Source organism: Traorella sp. mt218, assembly GCF_055420025.1.
Map to the genome: position 1 here is coordinate 1 of NZ_JBVAYM010000031.1, position 23,596 is coordinate 23,596.

The window sequence follows — 23,596 nt, forward strand, 5'->3', positions numbered from 1 at the left end:
TTTACTTACAATTTCCAGACCCACTTTCGCCTGTGTAGTCTTTCCAAACAATTCAACTTCAATCAATGCAATACGCTTATGCCGATCAATCCTCCTGATAATTCCCTCTTTTCCCTTCAAAGGTCCGGAAGTAATCATCACTTCATCATTTTCGATCAAACCCGTCGATATCTCAACCACATGATCATCATCACCCAATGACTTCAAAAACACTACCTCATCATCATAAAGCGGAAATATATCACCATCTACATGCCCCAGCATCTTTGTAAGATCCGGAACCTTCTTCAATTCAAGATATAGCTTATCAGGATCATCACTCACCAAAAAAACATACCCGCTAAACAGTATTTCCTCAATCTCCACCCAATTTTCCTTTATCTTCTTCATCCTCTTGTTCTTCGGAATAAAGCACTCCTTCAATATTTCCTTAGAAATCAGTATCTCACAACTTCTTCTAATCTTCTCCTCCGCCCTACTCCTTACTTGAATCACATACCATTTCTCCATGTTGATCTCCTTTTGGATATGCTTCGCCTATTCATACCTTACATATGAACAGTTTCAGTGATGATCCTGCAGACATACAACGTGCACCGGGCAACGATTGATCAGCTCTGCATTCTTGTACACAACCTAATTATTATAACTCAATCTTTATTGATTGTCAGTAATAATCAGGTTCAAAATCGTATTTTTTATAATACCAATATTTTCTTCATTCTTGATCAGATCCTCTAAAACATCCAATCGTTCATTCAATTCATCCAATGAAATATGCATCACATCATTCTTATATATCAAATCATTCTTAGTCTTGGAAAAAGTTTCACCACCTAAATGAAGCTCTTCAAACATCTTCTCACCAGGTCTTAGACCAATCTCTTTGATCTCAATATCCTCATACGGTTCAAGTCCACACAGTTTGATCATCTTCTCAGCTAAATCCAAAATCTTCACCGGTTCACCCATATCCAACACAAAGATTTCACCCTTATCTGCATAATATCCAGCCTGCAAAACCAGCTGTGCAGCCTCAGGAATCGTCATAAAATAACGAATAATATTTTTATCGGTAATCGTAACCGGTCCTCCTTCTTCGATCTGCTTTGAGAAAATCGGAATGACTGAGCCATGACTTCCTAAAACATTTCCAAAACGAACCGCCGCCATCTTCGTTAAACCGTTATCACCATATGCCTGTAAGATCATCTCTGTCATACGCTTGGTAGCACCCATGACATTAGTAGGATTTACAGCTTTATCCGTAGAAATCATGATAAACCGTGACACTTTATACTTGATACAAGCCAAGATCACATTTCGTGTTCCAAAAACATTATTCTTGATAGCCTCCATCGGCCTTGTTTCCATCAAAGGAACATGCTTATGCGCCGCTGCGTGATAAACAACCTCCGGATGATACAATTTAAAAACCTGATCCAATCCTTTCGCATCACGAATCGAAGTAATGATGGAAATGATTTTGATATCTGCATCCAGCTTGCCATGCTCACGATCACGATTAAATTCCTGTTCCAAAAGATACAAATCATTTTCATTGATATCCAACATGACAAGCTCCTTTGGTTTAAACTTTAAGATCTGACGGCAAAGCTCTGATCCAATGCTTCCGCCGGCACCTGTCACCAAAATTCTTTTATCTGTGATATAAGAAGCAATCTCATGCTGATCCAGATGAATCTCGCCTCTGCCTAAAAGATCCTCGATCTTAACATCACTCAGCACATTTCTCTTCTTTAGCTGATTACCAAAGATGCTTTCGCTCATCATCTGCACCGGCAAATGAACCGCCTGACACTGCTCAACGATCGTTCGCAATTGTTTTTTGGATACGTTGCGCATTGCAATCAAGGCAATCTCCACATGATATTTTTCCTTGATTTCCTTCAAATCAAGACAGGTTCCTAAAATAGAAAGCCCCTCGATCATATATTTCTTTTTATAATCATCAACAAAACCGACAACCTTATACTTAAGTTTTTCATTCTGATTGATTTCCTTAAGCAAAATGTTACCGGCATCTCCGGCTCCGATGATCACAGCATTTTTTGTATCACCAACACGTGATGTATATCTTCTAAACAAACGATATAACACTCGAAGTGAAAACATCATCAAAGCTGCAAAACAACCTGCAACTAATTCAATGCTCATATAATCAAGGCTTTGCTTATAAACAAAAGTAAGTGCCATGATCGTCATCGTTGCCAGCCCATCTGCCAAAGTCAAACGCACGATTTCCACAACACCGATATACTTCCAAAGACTTCGATAGATTCCAAACGCTACAAAATATACTGTGTATATAAGCAGAACTACAACAGCAAAAATGAGCAGCTTATGAAAAACCAAAGAATGAAAATCAAATCTAAAATTGAACTTCGTCCAATAAGCCAAAACATAAGAAAAACAAACAATCAAGAGATCTAAAACTACCTGAATTTTTTCCCGATGCTTCTTATAAAACTGATTTTCAAAAAACCAATTCAGCATTATTTCTCCCCCAATCATAAAGATTTTAACATATAATACATGATTAAACAATACTTCAAATCCCCTAAAATCGCTTTATTTACTTACATTTCTTAACATTTTATATCATTTTTATCGCAAATTGTAATCATTAAATTTCATCCTATTTAAACCATTTATTCACTACTCAGGCGATAAAATTACCTTATCTTGAAACACGTATTTTTGAACGTAATCCTTTAGATTATCTTTCGCCAAATCCCCGACAAAAAAGCCCTCATCATTTGAGAGCTTAATATCCGGCAAGTGCCAAAATATCTTTTTCAACCTTCAGCACTCTTTCACTGGCAGTATAATCGCTTTCCTCACCATAGATAAAATGATGCAGCGATTCAACCTCACCACTAAAATCCTTCAAAACATACTGTGGTGAATATCCATATAAAGTAAGTGAAGTCAGCTGTGAAGCATAACCGTCTTTTGGAAACTGATACTGTTCAATATGACTCAAATCAAAGCCTAATAACTGAGTCACATAATTTTTAATGGCACCATTGGAAAGATTTGTTTCAATATACGGCAAGACATCATCAACAATATTCAATAAATCAAAAAGTGATTGATTTTTCAAGGACGAAATCAAAGCATCAATAACATTATTCTGTCTTGACATACGCTCATAATCACTATCCACCGAACGAATACGCGAATAATTCAACGTCTGTGAACCATTCAAATGATAAGTCCCGGCACCGCCTAAACCTAAGTATCCCGCTTCAGCCGCAGTCAGCTGAATATCCACACCACCTAATATATCGACAATTTCCTCAACAGAATCAAAGTTAAACAATACATACTGCGTAACATCCAAGTCAAAGTTATAATTGATCGCACTCAGCGTACCCTGCACACCACTGCGCCAATAAGCATGATTTAATTTTTCATAGCGGTCCATCAGCGGCTGATAAACGATATTATCACGCTGCAATGAAGATATTTTAATAACATCGTTATCAAAATCAAGTGAAATGATTTTCATTACATCCGTACGAGCACCACTTCCCTCATCAGCATCGATCCCTAAAAGCGCAATATTATCCACATTGCGATTCGATTCATACGAATAAACCTCATCTTTATTAAATGAATCGGTACGTCCCATACGATTCAATAAAGAATCGGCATATAAATTAATACCGGCAAAAACACCAATGATCAATACAAGAATAATTGATAATGCTATGACCAGTCTTTTTTTTGCTTTAATTGACATAAGTACCTCCAAATACCCGCATATTGTAGCACTATTTCAAGGATAAATCACTATTTTTCTAAAATCTAACACGAAATCACATAATGCTTCTTCATTTTTAATCTCTTAGATCAACAAAAAATTAAAAGGTTTATGTATGTATTCATACTTTTATGACCACATACTGAATGAAAAAGAAGTAACCGTTTCTTGTAATCAGTTACTTCTTTCTTAGATAATGTATATCCTATCTTTCCGAAATTTCCTGTTTCTTCTTTAAAACAAGAACGACAGCTACCAAAAGTCCTGAAATTAAAAGTGTCGATGTGAACAGCCATAAATGACTGCTGTCATCTGTCGATGGAGTACTTTCATTTCCATGAACATTATTTGAATCATCCGCATCTTCGTTTATATTGTCATCTGTTCCTATATGTGGATTCTCACTAAATTCCCATGTTCCTACAAACTCTGTCACTGCCTCTTCAATCGGCTTCTCTTCCGCATCATAGCCCTTAAATGTCCACTCGCCATCACTTACGCTGACACTTGTTTTGATTGGCATTACAGGAGCAACAACATCTCCTAATTCATATACCTGTGAATCACTTGGAAGAAGCTCCATCACTTCATTAGGCAGCTCTTTATCAGCAGCAGTGCTTTCAAAGCGATAAGTCACCTTATATTCGATTTTCTCAATAAATTCCCATGTTCCTACAAACTCCGTCACTGCCTCTTCAATCAACTTCTCTTCCGCATCATAGCCCTTGAATATCCATTCACCGTCACTCACGACAACATGTGTCTTGATTGGTGTCAAAGGTTTAATGACATCTCCTTTTTTGTACACCTGTGAATCACTTGGAAGCAGCTCTAACACTTCATTAGGCAGCTCTTTATCAGCTGTACTGCTTACAAAACTATAATTGACAGAATATTCGTTTTCATAAGCTGCTACGAGATGAACTGTTACATCTGACAGCGGTGAAGATACATCAACTTCTTCTGCTGCATCCGGATCCCAACGATTATTCAAAGAATCCACATACCATCCGCTAATATTTTTATTAGAACCATCCGTAGTCAAAACAGCATTCATGGATCCTGCTGATCCCAATGTCAATGAATTACCGTTTTTAGAATAGAATGTAATATCAGCTCCTCCATTTGTGGCTGTATTATTTGCGATGACAGCCCCATCATGGATAACGGACTCTGCAGTACTGTTATAATTCAAACCTCCGCCATAGCTGGCTGTATTAGCGGTAATCACAAAGCCACTATTGATAGTGATTTTAGAATTTTGATCAGCATAGATACCGCCGCCATAAGTACTGCCGGTATTTCCTGAAATCGTTCCCTTATCAAATACTGCTGAAGAGTTATAAAGAGAAACACCGCCACCATAATTATACATTGAAGTACTCGCTCTGTTGGCGTGATTATTGATAATTTCACCGCCATACATATTCATCGCACCGTCAAACAAGAAAATTGCTCCACTATAAGATGAAATTCGAGAATCTGTCGTATTATCATGAATACTTCCGCCATACATATTAAACGTAATTTTGTAATCGGAATCATTTCTTCCCGCAACAGCTCCACTCATGCCCGCAGTGGCTAAATTCGTGTTGCCATGAATTTCACCGCCATACATATTAAAGACGCCGTTTTGAATATTGACAGCAGAAGCCATAGAACTACCATTAACTTTGCTGCCAGTCAATTCAACGCCATCATACATGTTCAAAACTCCTGTACCGCGATCTCCCAAGCCTCCAATAATGATCAAAGCTCTTGAACGATATCCGACTGCCGGCTCTTCAACAGTGATCATCAGAACATTTTCATTTCCGGTTGGATTTTCTTTTCCTAATGACAAAGTTGCTCCATTAAGGATATTGATACCGCCATATGAAAGCTCTGTTCCCAGATTAATAGTATGTCCGTTGCCTAAGATGACCGTATCTTTTCTAAATTCTGCATTAAAACCACTTGCCGCAAAATCAATATCATCCGTCAAACTTATCACAAATGAATCATACTGCGTATCTCCTTCAATATCTTGAACTGCCTGTTTAAACTCATCAAAGTTAGAAACTGTAAATGTCCTCTCTGTTTCTTGAGCAAAGACACTGTTACATGTCATTGAGAAAATCATTGCAAGAGAAAGCATCATCAGCCATAATTTACTTCTTCTCATCTTTTTCATCATTACCTCCTGATCATAACCATTTTCACCAAAACAAAAACATATCAAATCATATATCTCTTTTTTTAACCCTCCTCTCCTGATTCAAAATCGCAAATTATAGACTTTTTCGTTCAGGCAATTTATAATGTAAAATATAGAGATATTCATAAATTCAATCAAAGTTTTTAATTTCATAGATTGAATTAAATATCCTACTATTTTAACTACTAATTTTTACTTCTTCTGCTAACAGGCTTCCATTCTTCTACTTAAAAAAACTGTATAGTTATATAAAACAGAATCTTAGGTTGCTACTCGTATCAATCATTTGAATTGAGATTATGAAAATGGAGGAAAAAAATTTACGCAATTAAGAGTATTGAAGAACCAGTAGAATACACAAATGAGATTTGCGTGTCATAATGGATAAAAAAATAACGATAAAATTCTAAAAATCAACGTCCTGCTTAGAACTGGTTTCTAAACGGCTTTTATCAACGTCTATTTCATTTATTTATCGCTATATAAACAAAAAGTACAAGGTTATGCCTAATCTTGTACTTTTTTATTAACTATTCTTTTTTCTCTGGATAAATGCCACAATTCTTTTGAATGACTTCCACAGCTCTTTGATCCATCAAAACCGGCTTATTTACAGGAAATGTTTCAATGATTGCTTCTGCAGTAGATTCTGCTACTTCCATTCGATCATAGGTTTTCAGTGGATGTGGTCCAGTAACAATACAAGCATAATTCTGAATCAAGACCGTATTATGATAATCATCAAAATATCCCTTCAAAAGTTCTTCCATCTCACTTCGAGATTTCAATTCTTTTTTTTCAATATTCCTTAAATAACCATAACACTCTGCAATCACTCTTGTGACATATTCCTGATCACTACAAGCATATGCCATAGCATAAGGTGGACAAGATGATATCACATTATTGATATGATCATGATTTTTATAAATAGATAAATGGAAAAGAAAATCACGATGAGGCTTTTTTTCACCACAATATTTATTATCATGTATTAAAACCAAGTCTTCTGGCTTTAAAGTTGTCACATCCATATTGTCCGGATTTACCAAAATATCATGATTCTTTAATCGCCAAGAAAAACAAGCATTTTTACATGTTGAGATACCTCGGCTATATAATCTTTTTAACAGTTCTGCAAGCAATTTCCTTTCTTCCTGATATCCTCCATTATCTTCTTCACTTCTAGTAAGATTATTTTCTACATCATTCTTATATTGATCAATTTGCTCCTCAGTAAGTTCCTTAGGAGTACCACCTATTTTCTTTATATTACTTTCAATTCTACATACCAAATCTAAATTCTCAAGTTTATCATAACAATCCTCCATTGTATGATCAACGATAAAGAGTCCATGATTTTCTAAAATAGCAACTGCATTTGACCCGTTTAATACTTTTACTGTTTCATCTGCCAATTGTTTTGTACCTGGATCTGCATATTTCGCAATTTCTATTTTCCCATTTAAATCATAAGCAACATTTGCCAATAATTTAACTTTTGGTAAAATATGTGCTGTTGAAAACCCAAGAATTGAAGATGTATGTGAATGCAATATGGCATTCATATCATGATTCATCTCATATACGGCTTTATGAACTGGAAATTCACTTGTTACCTTATGTTTACCATATATTTCACCGGTATTTAAAATCTCCATGATATCATCCGTCTTTAAATTACCCTTATCAATTTCCGATGGTGTTACATAAACAGAATTTTCTGATTTAACCGATAAATTTCCACCTGACATTGTAGTCAGTTTTTTATCATAAAGACGTTTTATATAATAACAGATAATCTCTTTTTCCATACATCCGCTCCTGTTCTATTCATTTGACTTTTCCTGTAAAGAATCAAAGTACTGTTTACCTTCTTTTCTAAATCCTTTAACTGTGAATATATAACCTGCCATAAATACGATTGCTAAAAGTACCCAAATGAAATTTCCATCTAAAAATTGGAATAGATTCATAAATATAACTGTAAATGCAGGACAGTCCATACCAGCACTTGCATACATTTGGCCTGCTTCAAAAATACCATTTTCCCATCCAAGCTGAGAAATAATCGGACCTACCATGGTAGCTGCATATAAATAGATAGGAGTACCTAAAATATATAGAATAATCATTCTTAATAAATTACCACGACAAACCATGAAACAGCACACCGCTAATGTTAGATTATCCAATGCTGCGAAAGGAAGAATCTTATTAAACGGAAGCACTACAGCCAACATAATAGATACCGGAATACATAAGATAACTGTTGTCCAGATTTCACTATTTCCAAGTAACATCGGATTATCCAAACCAATATAAATCTGTCTGCCGCCTGCTTTTGAGGACATAAATGCAGAAGCCGCTTCGGCTAAAGGATTTAGTGCTTCCATAAACAATCCAGCTACTTTAGGCAATAATAACAATGCGCAACCACATTGAATTCCTGTTGTAAAGCAACCAGCCAGATCTTGTTTAGCAAGCAAACCAAATAAGAAACCAATAACGAAACCAAAGACATGCTTATCAAATAAGAAACCTAATTTAGCTTTAAGATTATCAATTGTAAGTTCTTTATTAAATAAAGGAATTTTTCTTAACACTTTATCAACAGGATAAATCAAAGAGCAAAGCAGCATATGTCTGTGCGGAATAGTAATTCCTTCAACACCCGTTGTTTCCTGGACACGGCCACGCATGGCATCACCAAGAATAAGTTCCATCACCATTTGTAAGATGGCAATCACAATACCACACCAGAATCTACCTGTTACCTGAATAGTTAAATAGGCAATAAAAGCTTTTCCCCAAACATTCCAAAGATCAACATTTAACGTATCTGTCTTTTTTAATAAAAGCATTATAAAATTTATAGCAATTTGAATCGGGAACATAATGAAAGCATATTTCCAAGTCCAAGTAACTGAAGCCAATACTGACCATCCGCCATCAACGATCGTAAACTCTTTACCAACAGTACTTGCCATATCTTTCGCAAGAGGAGTAATAATGTCTCCCATATATCCAGATACTAAACTTACAGCCGCAAAAGCAACACCCAACAGTAAACCTGAAGAAATTGCTTCACCCCATTTCATCTTAAATATTTTACCTAAAATAATCATTAAAATCGGGATAAATACAGTCGAACCTAAATCGTTAAGAACATAATTAAAAATATTCGTAATAATTTCCACAATTCATCCTCCTATTTATTTAAAACATCAATAATTTTCTGCAATTCTTTTTCAATTCCAACTCCAGTCAAAAAAGCCATTCCATTACACATTGGTACCCCATAATCTTTATCGGGCTTAATAATACAAATATACATATCTGCATTTTTTAAAGCTCTTTCAACAGAAGTAATATCTACTGCTTCAACCTCCGCTTCATACCCTCTTTTTTTCAACAAACTTTTTACCTTGTAAGCTATTGTATTTGAAGTCGCGACACCTGCATTACAAGCTACAATCAATTTCTTCATAATTTCCTCCTTTCTTTGGTCAATATTGTCCGGACTTTGACCTGTATAAACAACTACTTCAGTAGTTATTTAGTTAGATACATCTTCACAATACTCAGCATACGTTTCATAATAATACTGAATCAAATGAAATATCTCTTCTTGTGAATTTGAACTTAAAAGCTTTTTTGATATCTCTTCATTCATACATAAATTTATAATGTTTTGAAGTAAAAAAACTTGATGTCCATCATTGTTGATGAGAAGCATAAATACAATATCTACTGGTAAATCATTATCCTCTAGACCCATCTCCTTAAAAATGATTTTCTTCTTTAGCTTAGCCACAATTACTTGCGGAACTTTAACATATTTAGAATCCGTATGAGGAATCGCAATATTTATTTGAGGCATCTTTAAACCTGTGGGAAAAGACTTTTCTCTTTCAATAACAGCTTCTTTAAAATCAGGATAAACAAGACCCTTTTCTAAAGCAAAATTACTCAGATAATTTAGAAGATCAAAAACATCTTTACATTCTACATCCAATAAAACCAAATCTTTTTTAAATAATTTTTTTACATTAAATAATTCATCATTTCCCATACGTTTACCTTTCATAATCATTAATCAATTTAATAAATTCATCAAACGTTTTTGCCTTAAGCATTTTATTTACAAAATTAATATCATCAGATAAATCAGCTACCAATTCATAAAAAGAAGCTAAAAAATGCTGATCTTCTGCCGCAACGGCCATCATAAATATAATCTGAACCTTTCTTTTCGACCATATTATAGGTCTTTTCAATAGTGCGATAGAAACAACGGTTTCATTAGCACATATTTCCATTGGATGAGGTAAAGCAATAAGATTCATTAAAACAGTTGTAGAAAAATTTTCCCTCATCAATACAGATGTTTCAAATTTATCATTTACGATACCTGCCCGATAAAGCTTTTTTGATAGTTCATGAATGACTTCTTCCTTTGTTCCAAGCTCTAACCCTGAATAAAAGAATTCTTCTTTGAAAAAATCTGAAAAACTCAATTTACGTTTATCATCATCTATGATTTTTAAAATCATACGCTCTATCTCATATAAATCCTTTCTTGTTAAAATTGCATTGATTTTCACGTAATGCGAATCATTTTCTTCCAAATAGAGATTCGTTGTTGTCAATATCATCCTAGGATCACAATCCCAGGCATCTTCGATATGAAAAACAGAAAAAGGACCATAAACATTGACTAAATTACTTAACGATGAACGAAGCTTAGAAATAAGTAACTGTGATTCCGGATAATTCAGATGACTGATCAGCGCTAAATTTATTTTCTTCTTTTCACTTGTAAATTTCAATTTTTCAACAGCGGCACCAAAATGAATTGCAACATAACCGACTTCATCTTCATTTAGCTCAATCTCTAATCTTTCTTCAAGTTGTTTTCTTGCGAATACCGCTAATTCAAAAATAAACGGATATTTATCTTTAAATTCTTCAAGAATTGGGTTTTGATAACTGATTTTCACGCTGAATCTTTGCAAAAATGTTCTAAAATGATTTACTAATCCATTAATCAATTCTGTATCCTGCGTCAGATCAATCAAAAAAGTTTCTTTAATCGTTTTTAGAATTTCCTTAACAGCATCTGAAAGCATTTGATTGGTACCTATATCTAAATCATTGCGAATATCGGTAGAAAAGAATCTTCTAAATGAAACATAATAAGCAATTGCTTCTACCTCATACTCATTAAATTCAATACCATATAACTCCTCAATTCTTCTGCATATTCCAACAGCAATCAAACTTTCTACTGCTTCTTTTTTTTTTGATTCATAAATAAACGAAGAATGCAAAGCAAGTCCTGCACGTATTCGATTGATATTGATCATAATATGTACAACGATAGCTATAAGTCCTATATCAGATATCTGAACATCATTTCTCTGTGTTTCTTCTATCGCAATTTTCTGAATAGCAATCATTTCTTCGTAATCAAAATAATTTGAATAATATTTTAAATTTAAAGACATTTGTGAATGATCATTATCAATAATCAAAAAATTAAGCAATTGGCGAATACTTTTTTCATCACCATTCACTTGTATTAAATTTTTCTTTCTCAGAAGATGAACATTACCATTAAATGTATAGAGCAAACTTTTTATTTTTTTAATTTTTTCTTCTAAAGTCGATTTGCTAATATAAAATTTATCGCTTAGTTCATCAAGATCAATTGCCTGATTTAATTCTAGCAAATACATCAAGATGCTAATATGTAATTCTTCATTAACTTCATCAAGTATAATTTGCCCATCCTCAATACATTGACGTACTTTATACTTATTTTTATTATCTAAAAGATACCCTTTACTTCTTTCAGATGTAATCGAGATGTCCAATGAATGAAGGATTGCAGATAATTCATTCATATCATTACGAATCGTTCGATCAGTAACATTCAATATTCGTGACAAATATGCTGACGTACACCAATCGTTGGCATCTAATAAAGACATTAATATGTTCTGTAATCTATTCTGTAGTTTATATCTTTTCATAACTTTACCTGCTTTCATTATATCCGCCCAATACGTAATTTCTCAAACGAACTTTTTCCTAATTCATAAGAAATGGGTTCCTTTTTCCTAATTCATTCGAAATGATTTCCTACAAACAATCATAGCAATTATTACTGCTGATAAACCAGATACAAATTTTGCCAGAATCATGGGAATCACCAGATCCATAGAAATTGCCGCAGTAAATGAAAAATGCGCTGTAAAAATACATATCATGCTTACTAAAAAAGAGCTGACAATCATAATATCCTTTTCACTCATTTTATTCATCATCGTAAAAACAGAAATAGCATTGATACAGGAGGTTATGAGTCCAGCTGTTGCTGTAGCACTGATGCCCATCTTTTCGCCTAATGTCGTGAGTGGTTTTTTAAATATCTTTATCAATATAGCTATCAAAGGTAGTGTGCCTAATTGCATTACACTCATTTCAGTGACAACTTGAAGTCCTACATAAATATCATCTATCGAATGAAAGATATTTATTCCTGAAATTGATTGAAAAGCTGCAAGACCTAAACTTAAAATTCCAATTATATTTAATCCTTTAGAAAAATATGTAAAACATTTCAAAATAAATCGTTCATTCAATTTAAAACCAATGGATATACCAATTGATAAAATTAAAATCGGAAATATATTTGTTAGACATGTAAAAATATTTAATCCCATACACCATCCACCAACAATTGAACCGATTGGAATCGTAATCATTCCTATCATGATTCCTTTCGCAAAAGCAGGATGGCTTTCAGTTTTTATGATTCCTAAGCCTACAGGAATTGAATATACCAATGTTGCACCTAACATAGAAGATACAATCAGGCCAGAAAATTTACCCAATTGTGTTTCAATTGCTAATTCGGTTGCAAGTGTATATCCTCCCATATTATTTGCCAGCAAAGATCCAAACATTGCCGGATCAAAACCCAATATAGAAGAAATTGGTTGAACAATCGGTGTAAGAATATCTTTTAATAAAGGAATAATGCAAATGATTCCGACAATACTTAAAGCAGTAGGTCCCATGCATAAAAATCCTTCAGCAAATTGATCACCCATACCCCACTGATTGCCTAATATATAATCAATTGCCCCAATTACAGCAAAACATCCGATCAATATTAAAAATATATTATTCATAATATGTAGCAAGTTTATCTGGTCTTAAAATTCCTTTATCAGTGACAACCCCATTTACCAGTTCTGGATGCGTAATATCAAAAGCCGGATAATAACCTTTGACACCTTCCTGTGTAACCTTAATATTCATGGCATGCAAAACCAGTTCCGGATCTCTCTCTTCAATTACCACACTGTCAACGGTTTTATGAGATAAATTAGGTGTTCCTGTTACATAATAAGGAATATGAAAATAATGTGCTAACATGGCTATCTGAAAAGTACCTACCTTATTTATGACATATCCATCCATCGTAATCACATCAGCTGCCGATGTAAATAAATCTACTTTCTTTTTCATCATCGTGTAGCCAACCATATTATCACAAATAACAGTTACATCAAACCCCATATCATTGACAACACTTGCTGTCAGGCGAGCTCCTTGAAAATAAGGTCGAGTTTCGGGACAAATCACTCGTATTTGTTTTTTCCTTCTTCTACATTCGTTTAATAATGTTCCTAAAACAGTTTCCGCAAAACATTGGGTCATGATCGTACCATTATCGGGAATTAGATCTGCAAGATATGCACCTATTTTTTCATATTTACGATAATTATTGTTCATTCTCTCAACAGCATAATGCTGTAATCTATCAACAAGTTCTAATCCCTTCACTCCTTCATCAAGTGATTTTTGTACTATTTTTAAAGAAGTTTCGGTAATTTCTTTCATTTTTTCAACAGTAGTAGGACGTGCATGCGATAATGTAAATGCAGCTTTTTCCATAAATGCACGTACTTTCTCTTCTTTTTCATTTCTAACTTCATAAGCTGCTAATGCCATACCCATAGCTGCCGCTGAATATGGACCCGCACTTTGAGTTACCATATCATGAATCGCTTGTGCAACTTCTTCATGACGACTACATTCTACAAATCTAACTTCTATTGGATATATTCTTCTATCCAAAATTGATACTTTGCCCTCTTCATACCAGGCAACATTTTCAAATCTAAGCAAAAAGCCCATACCTTCATCTGCTCTTCTTTTATTTTTCTGCATTTCCATTATAATTTCTCCCATATATCATCCATTATCTCAAAATAATTATTTGCATTCCATATATATTTTCTTTGCTTAATTAATGATTTTCCAACAAGCACACAAAAGCATTCTGCCTTACATTTCTGCTTTATATCATCAATTGTTGTTATATCTTTTACTTTTGCATCTCCAATGATACGTCGTATCAACTCTGTTCCACACATTCCAGCTGAATCACAAAGAATATCCTGAATGGCATTATTTAGAAATTCATCATTTAAATACATGCGATCCGTTACCTTTTCTTTTAATAAAGTCATACCATCATTTTTGAATCCATCTATAATTTGTGTAATGGTATCTTTAATATAATTCATAAAATCTTTATTGCCAGTGCCTACTGCACAACGTGTCCATGCAAATATCAGATTTGCGACAATATTACCTATATCGTAGCCTGCAGGTCCATAAAAGGCAAATTCAGGATCTAATATTTTTGTAGAGCCTTCCTTTACAAAAATTGAACCCGTATGCAAATCACCATGTAGTAAAGATTGTGCTTTAGTTTCAAAATTATATTTTAGTTTCGCAACTTCTAATTTTAAATGTTCATCTTCATATAATTCATGAATTAAAAATTCTTCATTTTCTTTTGTTAAGATATTGGTATTTATTTCTTTATCATAAGGTTCAGTAAATACAAGTCTTTCAGTTATAGCACAAAGCATTGGATTAATATAATTTTTAACTTTTTGTTTCTTTTCTTTAGGATCCATAATAAAGTCAGATGACAATAATAGTGTTTTTGTTAGAAAAGAAGTCATATCTTTTCCAAGTGTAGAAAATTGACGCTGATTCATCAAAGCGTAACGTAAATTATCATAATCATAAAGATCTTCCATAATTAAAATACTTCTATTTTCATCATGATGATAAATCATTGGAACAGATCCTTTCGCATAGTTGTTTTCATCAATAAGTGCATTTGTTTCAATACGATTACGCTCTGTACTTAATGGGTTTCCGGATGTCCGTATCTTATCAGAAGCATATTTAACTATTACTGATTTATTTTGACTTTTGATACGAAATACATAATTAATATTACCATCACTAATTTCCTTTATACTTAGCTTTTCATTAGAATTAAAAATAGCAGTATGATGCATTAAATAATTTAAGATATCTTTTTCTGTCATATCTGTTCCTCCTCTTTATAAAAAACATATCATAGTTCATTTTCCCTTTCAAATTAATGATTTCCTTATACTTTAGGAACAAATTACAACATCAAAGATACTGATTAATTGCAATTTATTTAAAATAATGTATTTTCATAATTTTATGCATAAATACCGTTTAAACATAGAATATCGTCCTCTAAAAAAGTTATATGTTATTTGAATTTAGAGAAAGAGCATTGAATCAAAAGAAGTGAAAAAAAGCAAATCTATGATTTCTATCTTTAAGAAGAAATCCAGATTTGCCATATTTTAAAATGATTCATATTATTTAGGTAATATTTCATTTAGTCAATGAAAGCTTATCTAATGGCTTTTTCATAAACAACTATATTTATTTTAGTTATCTGCATCAAAGGAATCATCTCATTTTATATGTTTTGGTTTATATTTTAGACATATACAGATGATTTATCCGCTTAAATCACTATCCCCCAAATATCTGTACCCAGTAATACGTACCATTTTCATAGTAACAGGAAACACCCAGCTTCGTAAAAGAACCATTTAAGATATTTGCACGATGTCCCTCAGAATTCATCCAGCCATTCATTACAGATGAGGCACCCGTATAACCATAAGCAATATTTTCACCTAACGTCATATAACTGCCATCATTGACTACCGCTGTAAAACAGGCACTGCCATCAGGACGGGTATGTGAAAAAGACGAAACGATTTCTTTTGCACGAACATTAGCCGCACTTGCAAGGTTGCTATCCCAGCTCAGTGCTCCTAAGCCGGCCTGACTGCGCTGCTCATTCACTAACGTCAAAACTTCATTTGCATAACTGTCAACATAACCGGAAGATGTGTTTGAATTGTTTTGATTTTGTGATGAATTGCCGCTTTGAGATGTATTTGGCTTTTGAGTGGTATTGCCTGATGAATTATTATTCTTGCTCGCTTCTGCCAACTCTTGTTTTTTCACAACTAAAGCTTCACTTTGATAAACAGTGCCCTCTAAATCAGGAGTTACATTCCCTGCCAATGCCTCATCCAAAGAAACAACGATGACTTTTGAAACAGCACTTCTTTCATTGTCATAGTCATCTTTCGCAAGTACCTCTAATTCATACTCGCCCAATTCGGAAAGATTCACTTCATCCTGTAATGTAAAAGTACAGCCGCTAAGATCCTCACACTTGAAAAACTTATTCAGATCTACATTCAAAGCATTCTGTTCAATTTTAATTTCATCAAGAAAATCAACAAATTCAGGAGGCGTCGTATCTTCAACAACGACCTTGACCTCTTTTTCTTCATTCTCATAGACTAATTTTAAATCATATTCGCCTACATCTACATATTCTTTTTTATTTCCTTCTTCATCAAATAAAACAAGTTTTTGATCTTCAATTGAAACATTTTCATCTTCCGTCACAATTTCGATCTGATCAACGATTTCCTCATCGACTTCATCTAAATAATCTTCAGGATCGATAAGAATATCTTCACCATATTCATAAACAACCTGTTCATTTTTCACAATGAGCTTTTCTGAATGAAAACAGCCTGTCAGTAATAACAATGTCACAACTATACTAAATCTTTTTTTCATGATCCACCTCTATACCATTTTATCATAATCACAAACAAAAAAAGTAACGTTTTCATCACATTTGACAATCCTCTGCCCTTTTATCATGAACAAAATCTATCAGTACCGGCTGACGCAAGGACCCCGATGCCGTTTTCTCCATAAATTTTACCTTGGCACATAATTCATCTTTCAGCCATATGGCATCTGAAATATCAAAAACAGCTGTCTTTTTTACTTGATGCCTCGGCAGTCTTGACAAAGAAGTCATCACCTGCCCGATATAGATTCGCTTTCCTTGATCATACTGCGCTAAAATCAATGAAATGCTCCCGGATTCCTTCACCTTATAGCCCACCACCGCAAAATCATCATCCTTTAAATATTTGATCTTGATCCACTGTTTCGTGCGCTCTCCCGGTTTATAAAGACTGTCTTTCTTTTTGGCGACGATGCCTTCCAATTCCTTTTCCTTCGTCTTTTCATAAAGAAAACAGCCTTCCTCAAAGATATAACGGGAACGGCTGAAATGAGCAGTTTCCTGCCGGATACATTTTTCCAATATCTTTTTTCTTTCCATCAAAGGCCGATCCATCACATAATCTGAACCATAATAAAGAATATCAAAAGCCGTAAATACCGCCGGTGTCTGATGACTTTGCATCCGTATCTTAAAAGGATCACGCAAAAGTGCTCTTCTTTGAATCTTAGAAAAATCAATCTGTCCCTGATCATAACAATAAAGCTCACCATCAAGAATACAATCCTTGCGAACATATTTTCCCAGATCCTTCATCTCCGGAAAGCGTTGGATCAGCTTCAGATTTCGTTTATTACGCAAATCAACCTGATGATCTTCAATATAAGCCAGGACGCGGATACCATCCATTTTCAACTCAAAGATCCAGTCTTCATCATCAAAAGCTTCTTTTTCCTGACCAATAAGCATTACTGAAAGATCATGCTTCATCAGTGAGCCCTCTTTTCAGCTTTTTTCGTTGCCAATGACTGTGTCAAAGCTTCCATCAGATCAATAGCACTCTCTTTTTCAAGCGGCTTTGCTGATACGATTTTTTGTCCATGAATTTTAGCTTCAATGACATTTCGAAGTTTTTCCTGAAATGAATCATGATAAAGCGCCGGATCAAAAGGTTCCTTCATCGCTTCGATCAGCTGTTTCGCCATCTTCAGCTCTGCCGCAGATATTTTCGGATGGGTGATATCTTTAGGCATTTGCGCAATCTCATCTTCATAAAAAAGTGTCTTGACCATCAACCCCTCTTCAAAAGGCATGATGGCAACCAGGGTTTCCTTGGTACCGATGACACATTGTCCGATCGCAATGACTTTTAAAGAATGAAGCGCCTTATATAAAAGTTCATAAGCCTTCTGGGCACTTTTTTCAGGTATCGCATAATAATTCTTTTCAAAATATAAATCGCTCACATCTGAAAGAGATGTGAAATGTAAAATGTGAATCGTACGATCCTTTTCCGCTTTTAAAGAGTCAATTTCATCCTGACTCATGATGACATAACGATCCTTTTCATACTGATAGCCTTTGACGATATCATCGTTTTTGATTTCCTTGCTGCAGCTCGGACAATATTTCTTATAACGGACACGCTCATGCGTATCTTTGCATAGCTGATTAAATGATATTTCATTTGGCTGGGTCGTTTTATAAAGTTCAATAGGGATATGCACCAGACCAAAGCTGATAGCTCCCTTATGTGCTGCTGCCATGGCTCACCTCAACCTTAGTATGCGGTTTTTTTTAAATTTCAATCTGCCGCATGAATTCTTTTAAGGAACAATGCGTATATTTTTTAAAGACGACTGAAAAATATTTATATTCATGAAAACCACATCCGGCCGCAATATCATAAATGTACCTTTGACCCTCTTTCATCATTTCAATGGCTTTGGTGATCCGATAACGATTTAAATAATCACAAAACGTCATTGAAGTCACTTTTTTAAATCTTTTATTCAACAATGTCTGACTATAATGTAATTCCTGTGTCAGATCATTCAAGATGATCTTATGCATATAATTTTCATGAATATAGGCCAGCATCTTTTCTACCAGCAAATCCTTTGTCTGGAAAAGAGGTGTTTGAAAATATTTCTCCAGCTTTTCTTTTTTTCGTAAGGTTTCTTCATAACTAAGAAGTTGCTGATGGTGAAGAAAGGCTCGCTGCAGCGCATCATATAACTGCTTTTGATCGATCGGTTTTATAAGATAATCACTGATTCCGATACGCATCGCTTTTACGACATCTTTGAAGCTTTGTTCATTTGTCATCACTATTGCACCATAACTATGATTTTGTGTTTTTTCAAATATCTCTAAACCGTTATGAGAGGACATCATGATCTCACTCATGACAATATCCGGCTTTGTTTGCCGGATCTTATCAACACCTTCTTGTACATTCTCGGCTTCGATGACGATAAAATCTCCGCATCCGTCAATCAGACTTATCAGATTTTTTCTAAAAGATTCATTATCATCTACAATCAATATTTTAACCATATCATTTCCTCGCATCCTGATTCACAACTCTCATTATTTCTTTATTTCACCAAACAAATACGAGGCAGCTTATATTCAGTATATCACTGATTCTTCTTTTTTTGACATATAACGCACAAAAAACTGCTTCTCAGCAGTTTTTATGATCAGATTGACAAATCTTCACCCTTCGATAATTTCATGAATATCAAAAGAGAGATGACCGTCAATACTGTTAATATGGTCGATAAGGCTGCCGCAACCCCATAGTTGCCACGGATGACCTCGGTATAAGTCGCAACACTTAACGTCTGCGTTTTATAGGTCGAAAGCAGAATCGCTGTCGAGAGCTCAGAAATCATCGTTACCCAGCTTAAGATCGCCCCTGAGATGATCCCGCTTGCCATCATCGGAATCGTGATTTTGAAGAAGGTCTTCATCTTGCTGGCTCCAAGACTCAAAGCAGCTTCTTCGATACTGATCGGAATCTGCGAGAGAATTGCCACACTGCTGCGGATCGTATAAGGCAGACGCCGGATGACCAAAGCGACGACCATGATGGACATCGTTGCACTGATCGCCAATACACCGGAACCAAAGATACCGCTGTTAAAAGCACTTAGAAGTGCGATGCCGGCAACCGTACCCGGTACGATATATGGAATCATGCTTAAGATATCTAACAGCGAGGTAGCCGCATTTCTGCGACGAACGCTGAGATAGGCAATCAGCACGGCCATCAGAATGATGATGACCAGAGAAATTCCCGGTATCAAGATCGTATTTTGAATGGAATTGCCCAATGTTTCAAAAGCAGAGATATAACTATCCAACGAATAACCGCTTTGGAAGACCATTCCCTTTGTATTGATAAATGAGGTATAGATCACATAACACTGCGGCATGACAGCCAGTCCTACAACACCATAGCTGAATAAATAAACGAATACTTTTTTGATTCCTTTAAGCTCTTTTGGTGTCATCGGATGCAGTGCATTCATCGTAAATGATTTCTTTCTGGCAATGATCTTCTGAACGAGGAAGACGGCTGTTGTAATCAGAATCGCAACGACGGCGATCGCTGCCGCAAAGCTGTCATCCCCACCTACTTCGCTTAAAAATTCATTAAATATGAGAACCGGGAACGTTCGATATCCTTCACCGATCAGCATCGGTGTCCCAAAATCAGCCAAAGCTCTCATAAAGACCAATAAGGCTCCCGCTAAAAGAGAAGGTGTGATCAACGGCAATACCACTTTCACAAATCGTTTGATTCCAATACAGCCCATATTTTCACTGGCTTCCATGAGCGAGTGATCCACATTTTTCAAAGCACCTGATGCATACAGGAAGATTAATGGAAACAACTGTAAGGTAAATACCAGTAAGATACCGGTAAAACCATAGATATCCGGTGGCATGATCCCACTGATCGAATAGATCAGCTGTGTCAATACACCATTTCTTCCTAAAAGCAGGATCCATGAATAAGCTCCGATAAAAGGCGCTGACATAGATGCGATAATGATCAGGATACGTAAGACCTTGGCTCCTTTGATCCGATAAGCTGTAAAGAAATATGCCAGCGGCGTTCCTACCAGCAAAGCCAGCAGGGTTGCGCTGATCGATACCTTAAAGCTATTGAATAAGGTCGAAAGATAATACGATTTTGAGAAAAACTTAATGAAGCTGTCCAATGAAAAGGTTTGTGTTGCCTTATCGATCACAGACTGGATCAAAAGATTTCCAACAGGATAAACCATGAACACCAGATATAAAAGCAATAAAATGATCGTAATCAGCGCCCAGCTGTCAAGCCTGCGCTTAGCAAAGGTCTTCATATGCTCATCAGCAGATTAACACTGCCGTCCTCATTAAACAGATTGATCTTTTCACTCAAGATCTTCAGATACACATCTTCACCAAGCATATAGCTTTCTTCCATCGAACTGACTTTGATCACTTCAACACGTTCACCATTATCTAAACGCAAATGATAGTGTGTATTCAATCCTAAAAAGACAGCATCTTCCACAACACCATGAAGGCCTCCCACCTTTTGACTCATCTCAAATTCCTCAGGACGTATCGCAACCAATACCTTTTGTGAATCAAAACCAGCCTCATAAGCCATCTCATATCCGCCTTCTAATCGCAAGATCCTGCTTTCATGATCATACCGCCCATCCATAATATTCACACGACCGATAAAAGTTGCGACAAAAACATTGGAAGGACGATGATAGATTTCCTTTGGCGATGCGATCTGTTGGAGCACACCATGGTTCATGACCGCAATCGTATCACTGATTGCCATGGCTTCTTCCTGATCATGGGTTACATAGACGGTCGTTATCCCGACATTTTTTTGAATCGTACGGATGACTTCACGCATTTCCAAACGCAATTTCGCATCCAGGTTACTTAAAGGTTCATCCATCAGCAGAACATCCGGCTCGATCACCAAGGCTCTTGCCAAGGCAATACGCTGCTGCTGACCACCTGATAAATTCTCCGGCATACGGTCTGCATACTCTTCGATCTGCATCAGCTTTAAAAACCGATCTGCTCTTTCTTTAATTTCATTCCGATCCATCTTACGCTGCTTCAAGCCAAATTCCACATTCTGGCGAACGCTCATATGGGGGAAGATCGCATAATTCTGAAAGACCATACCAATATTACGCATGCTTGGTTCCATGTCATTGATCCGTTGATCATTGAAATAGAAATCGCCGCCTTCAATTGAATTAAATCCGGCAATCATTCGTAAAAGGGTTGTCTTGCCGCAGCCGCTAGGTCCTAATAAGGTGAACAATTCACCATCCCTGATATCAAGATCAAGGGAGGAGATCACGGTGTGATCCCCATATTTTTTTAATGCTTTTTCAATTTTAATCTTACTCATCTAAAACCTCGCTGTTAGTTGATGCTGGCAAAGATATCTTTGAACTTGTCAACGATCTGTGTTTTATTTTCATTAATATAATCCATATCCTCAACAAGCGTTGGTATCTCGCTCATCGGTTTCATCGTATCACTCGTTTTCGCATTTTCTAAAACCGGGCGATTCGTCGTTTCTGTACCATAGATATCCTGCATCTGCTGACTGATCAGAAAATCAATGAATTTCTTGGCATTTTCCATATTCTTCGCATCTTTGACAATTGCACTGGTGGCCGGTAAGAATACCGATCCTTCCTCTGGATAAATGATCTCTACATTGGCGCCATCATTGATCAATGTCAACACAGGATCTTCATACGTCAAACCTACCGTCATCTCACCATCGGCAACCTTCTTATAGACAGAACTGGAGCTTCCCTCAATCTTACCGTCAATATTGACAAACAATTCTTCTACATACTTCCAGGCTTCTTCATCCGTATAGCCACCCTGTGCCAATAAGATATTCGTTAACTGTGCAAAAGCACTGGAAGAGCTGGAAGGATCAGCTGTCGCAATCTTGCCTTTCAAGGCCGGATTCAACAGATCCGCATAACCTTCGATCTTAATATCACCGATCAAATCCTTATTTACGATCAATACACTGCCATCTAAGACATAGCTGGTCGTAAAACCTGAAGTATTCTGATAGCTTTCAATGACATTCTTATCATTGTCCGATACATACTTTTCAAATAAATCTGCATTTTGAATAAATTGTGAATGCGCTCCGCCAAACATGACATCGGCAATCGGATCATTCTTTTCACTTTGAAGCTTTTTGATCAGCTCACCTGTCCCTGCCTGCTGAAGGCGGACAGTGATCCCTGTTTCCTCTTCAAATAACGGAATCGTAGCTTCAATAAGACCATCTGAATTTGGTGAATAAATGACCAATTCCTGACTCGTGTTTTCCTGCGGTGTCGAACATGCGCTCAATCCTGCAAGCATACTTACAGATAAACATAGTGTTAATAATTTTTTCATATCGTTTATTTCCTTTCATATATGTTTATGCTTTAAGTTTAAACGATATGAAACCGTATTCATATCCGACAAAACACGACTGATTGGAAATATCCGACACAATTCGATCAATCCTGTACAATCTTTAAAATAGTTTTTAATTTATTAC

Annotated in this window: 19 protein-coding genes; all 19 read right to left on the minus strand. The window is 35.5% G+C overall.

All coding sequences use genetic code 11. The features are described from left to right. Positions 1 to 510, minus strand: a 510-nt coding sequence (gene loaP, locus ACZYT3_RS11650) for an antiterminator LoaP (RefSeq protein WP_464088791.1), incomplete at its 3' end; no start/stop codon positions are given. A 147-nt stretch (positions 511 to 657) separates the two neighbouring features. Next, positions 658 to 2,517 carry a polysaccharide biosynthesis protein gene (locus tag ACZYT3_RS11655; RefSeq protein WP_464088792.1) on the minus strand — a complete coding sequence of 620 codons (1,860 nt, stop codon included), beginning with the start codon at positions 2,515 to 2,517 and terminating at the stop codon, positions 658 to 660. Positions 2,518 to 2,788: 271 nt separating this feature from the next. After that, positions 2,789 to 3,769 (minus strand): LCP family protein, encoded by a 981-nt coding sequence (locus ACZYT3_RS11660; RefSeq protein ID WP_464088793.1) that lies wholly within the window; start codon positions 3,767 to 3,769, stop codon positions 2,789 to 2,791. 226 nt (positions 3,770 to 3,995) lie between these two features. Next, a complete protein-coding gene (locus ACZYT3_RS11665) occupies positions 3,996 to 5,963 on the minus strand; it encodes an SHIRT domain-containing protein (protein ID WP_464088794.1) in 1,968 nt (655 codons plus the stop codon). Positions 5,964 to 6,517: 554 nt separating this feature from the next. Beyond that, positions 6,518 to 7,801 carry a class II aldolase/adducin family protein gene (locus ACZYT3_RS11670; RefSeq protein WP_464088795.1) on the minus strand — a complete coding sequence of 428 codons (1,284 nt, stop codon included), beginning with the start codon at positions 7,799 to 7,801 and terminating at the stop codon, positions 6,518 to 6,520. A gap of 15 nt (positions 7,802 to 7,816) precedes the next feature. Further along, the gene (locus ACZYT3_RS11675) at positions 7,817 to 9,187 is read right to left on the minus strand and encodes a PTS galactitol transporter subunit IIC (protein WP_464088796.1); all 1,371 of its coding nucleotides are present in this window, start codon (positions 9,185 to 9,187) and stop codon (positions 7,817 to 7,819) included. A gap of 11 nt (positions 9,188 to 9,198) precedes the next feature. Beyond that, on the minus strand, positions 9,199 to 9,477 hold the full coding sequence (locus ACZYT3_RS11680; protein ID WP_294560935.1) for a PTS sugar transporter subunit IIB: 279 nt from the start codon (positions 9,475 to 9,477) through the stop codon (positions 9,199 to 9,201). Positions 9,478 to 9,546: 69 nt separating this feature from the next. Next, positions 9,547 to 10,062 (minus strand): PTS sugar transporter subunit IIA, encoded by a 516-nt coding sequence (locus tag ACZYT3_RS11685; RefSeq protein ID WP_294560936.1) that lies wholly within the window; start codon positions 10,060 to 10,062, stop codon positions 9,547 to 9,549. Between the two features lie 4 nt (positions 10,063 to 10,066). Further along, positions 10,067 to 12,025, minus strand: coding sequence for a BglG family transcription antiterminator (locus ACZYT3_RS11690; protein ID WP_464088797.1), 1,959 nt, complete (start codon positions 12,023 to 12,025; stop codon positions 10,067 to 10,069). An 87-nt stretch (positions 12,026 to 12,112) separates the two neighbouring features. Beyond that, positions 12,113 to 13,189: an ethanolamine utilization protein EutH gene (locus ACZYT3_RS11695; RefSeq protein ID WP_464088798.1), complete on the minus strand. Its 1,077-nt coding sequence runs from the start codon at positions 13,187 to 13,189 to the stop codon at positions 12,113 to 12,115. Continuing rightward, complete coding sequence (locus ACZYT3_RS11700; protein WP_464088799.1) at positions 13,182 to 14,240, minus strand: S-methyl-5-thioribose-1-phosphate isomerase; 1,059 nt, start codon at positions 14,238 to 14,240, stop codon at positions 13,182 to 13,184. Before ACZYT3_RS11700 ends, ACZYT3_RS11695 begins: the two co-directional genes overlap by 8 nt. Further along, entirely contained in the window at positions 14,240 to 15,415 is a 1,176-nt protein-coding gene (gene mtnK / locus ACZYT3_RS11705; protein WP_464088800.1) for an S-methyl-5-thioribose kinase, read from the minus strand. The genes ACZYT3_RS11700 and mtnK overlap by 1 nt, the downstream gene beginning before the upstream one ends. A 469-nt stretch (positions 15,416 to 15,884) precedes the next feature. Then, on the minus strand, positions 15,885 to 17,018 hold the full coding sequence (locus tag ACZYT3_RS11710; RefSeq protein WP_464088801.1) for a CAP domain-containing protein: 1,134 nt from the start codon (positions 17,016 to 17,018) through the stop codon (positions 15,885 to 15,887). Positions 17,019 to 17,073: 55 nt separating this feature from the next. Beyond that, positions 17,074 to 17,967 carry an ATP-dependent DNA ligase gene (locus ACZYT3_RS11715; RefSeq protein ID WP_464088802.1) on the minus strand — a complete coding sequence of 298 codons (894 nt, stop codon included), beginning with the start codon at positions 17,965 to 17,967 and terminating at the stop codon, positions 17,074 to 17,076. Further along, positions 17,967 to 18,743 (minus strand): non-homologous end joining protein Ku, encoded by a 777-nt coding sequence (gene ku, locus ACZYT3_RS11720; protein ID WP_294560943.1) that lies wholly within the window; start codon positions 18,741 to 18,743, stop codon positions 17,967 to 17,969. Before ku ends, ACZYT3_RS11715 begins: the two co-directional genes overlap by 1 nt. Before the next feature lie 31 nt (positions 18,744 to 18,774). Further along, positions 18,775 to 19,536: a response regulator gene (locus ACZYT3_RS11725; RefSeq protein WP_464088803.1), complete on the minus strand. Its 762-nt coding sequence runs from the start codon at positions 19,534 to 19,536 to the stop codon at positions 18,775 to 18,777. Positions 19,537 to 19,682: 146 nt separating this feature from the next. Continuing rightward, positions 19,683 to 21,356, minus strand: a complete 1,674-nt coding sequence (locus tag ACZYT3_RS11730; protein WP_464088804.1) for an ABC transporter permease — start codon at positions 21,354 to 21,356, stop codon at positions 19,683 to 19,685. Next, on the minus strand, positions 21,353 to 22,423 hold the full coding sequence (locus tag ACZYT3_RS11735; RefSeq protein ID WP_464088805.1) for an ABC transporter ATP-binding protein: 1,071 nt from the start codon (positions 22,421 to 22,423) through the stop codon (positions 21,353 to 21,355). Before ACZYT3_RS11735 ends, ACZYT3_RS11730 begins: the two co-directional genes overlap by 4 nt. A gap of 14 nt (positions 22,424 to 22,437) precedes the next feature. Continuing rightward, positions 22,438 to 23,448 carry an ABC transporter substrate-binding protein gene (locus ACZYT3_RS11740; protein WP_464088806.1) on the minus strand — a complete coding sequence of 337 codons (1,011 nt, stop codon included), beginning with the start codon at positions 23,446 to 23,448 and terminating at the stop codon, positions 22,438 to 22,440. Between the last annotated feature and the right edge of the window lie 148 nt (positions 23,449 to 23,596).

What these genes read in the sequence shown, in the direction of transcription:
- ACZYT3_RS11655 (WP_464088792.1), bottom strand. Translation starts at nt 2,517, where the DNA reads ATGCTGAATTGGTTTTTTGAAAATCAGTTTTATAAGAAGCATCGGGAA.
- ACZYT3_RS11660 (WP_464088793.1), bottom strand. Translation starts at nt 3,769, where the DNA reads ATGTCAATTAAAGCAAAAAAAAGACTGGTCATAGCATTATCAATTATT.
- ACZYT3_RS11665 (WP_464088794.1), bottom strand. Translation starts at nt 5,963, where the DNA reads ATGAAAAAGATGAGAAGAAGTAAATTATGGCTGATGATGCTTTCTCTT.
- ACZYT3_RS11670 (WP_464088795.1), bottom strand. Translation starts at nt 7,801, where the DNA reads ATGGAAAAAGAGATTATCTGTTATTATATAAAACGTCTTTATGATAAA.
- ACZYT3_RS11680 (WP_294560935.1), bottom strand. Translation starts at nt 9,477, where the DNA reads ATGAAGAAATTGATTGTAGCTTGTAATGCAGGTGTCGCGACTTCAAAT.
- ACZYT3_RS11685 (WP_294560936.1), bottom strand. Translation starts at nt 10,062, where the DNA reads ATGGGAAATGATGAATTATTTAATGTAAAAAAATTATTTAAAAAAGAT.
- ACZYT3_RS11690 (WP_464088797.1), bottom strand. Translation starts at nt 12,025, where the DNA reads ATGAAAAGATATAAACTACAGAATAGATTACAGAACATATTAATGTCT.
- ACZYT3_RS11695 (WP_464088798.1), bottom strand. Translation starts at nt 13,189, where the DNA reads ATGAATAATATATTTTTAATATTGATCGGATGTTTTGCTGTAATTGGG.
- ACZYT3_RS11700 (WP_464088799.1), bottom strand. Translation starts at nt 14,240, where the DNA reads ATGGAAATGCAGAAAAATAAAAGAAGAGCAGATGAAGGTATGGGCTTT.
- mtnK (WP_464088800.1), bottom strand. Translation starts at nt 15,415, where the DNA reads ATGACAGAAAAAGATATCTTAAATTATTTAATGCATCATACTGCTATT.
- ACZYT3_RS11710 (WP_464088801.1), bottom strand. Translation starts at nt 17,018, where the DNA reads ATGAAAAAAAGATTTAGTATAGTTGTGACATTGTTATTACTGACAGGC.
- ACZYT3_RS11715 (WP_464088802.1), bottom strand. Translation starts at nt 17,967, where the DNA reads ATGAAGCATGATCTTTCAGTAATGCTTATTGGTCAGGAAAAAGAAGCT.
- ku (WP_294560943.1), bottom strand. Translation starts at nt 18,743, where the DNA reads ATGGCAGCAGCACATAAGGGAGCTATCAGCTTTGGTCTGGTGCATATC.
- ACZYT3_RS11725 (WP_464088803.1), bottom strand. Translation starts at nt 19,536, where the DNA reads ATGGTTAAAATATTGATTGTAGATGATAATGAATCTTTTAGAAAAAAT.
- ACZYT3_RS11730 (WP_464088804.1), bottom strand. Translation starts at nt 21,356, where the DNA reads ATGAAGACCTTTGCTAAGCGCAGGCTTGACAGCTGGGCGCTGATTACG.
- ACZYT3_RS11735 (WP_464088805.1), bottom strand. Translation starts at nt 22,423, where the DNA reads ATGAGTAAGATTAAAATTGAAAAAGCATTAAAAAAATATGGGGATCAC.
- ACZYT3_RS11740 (WP_464088806.1), bottom strand. Translation starts at nt 23,448, where the DNA reads ATGAAAAAATTATTAACACTATGTTTATCTGTAAGTATGCTTGCAGGA.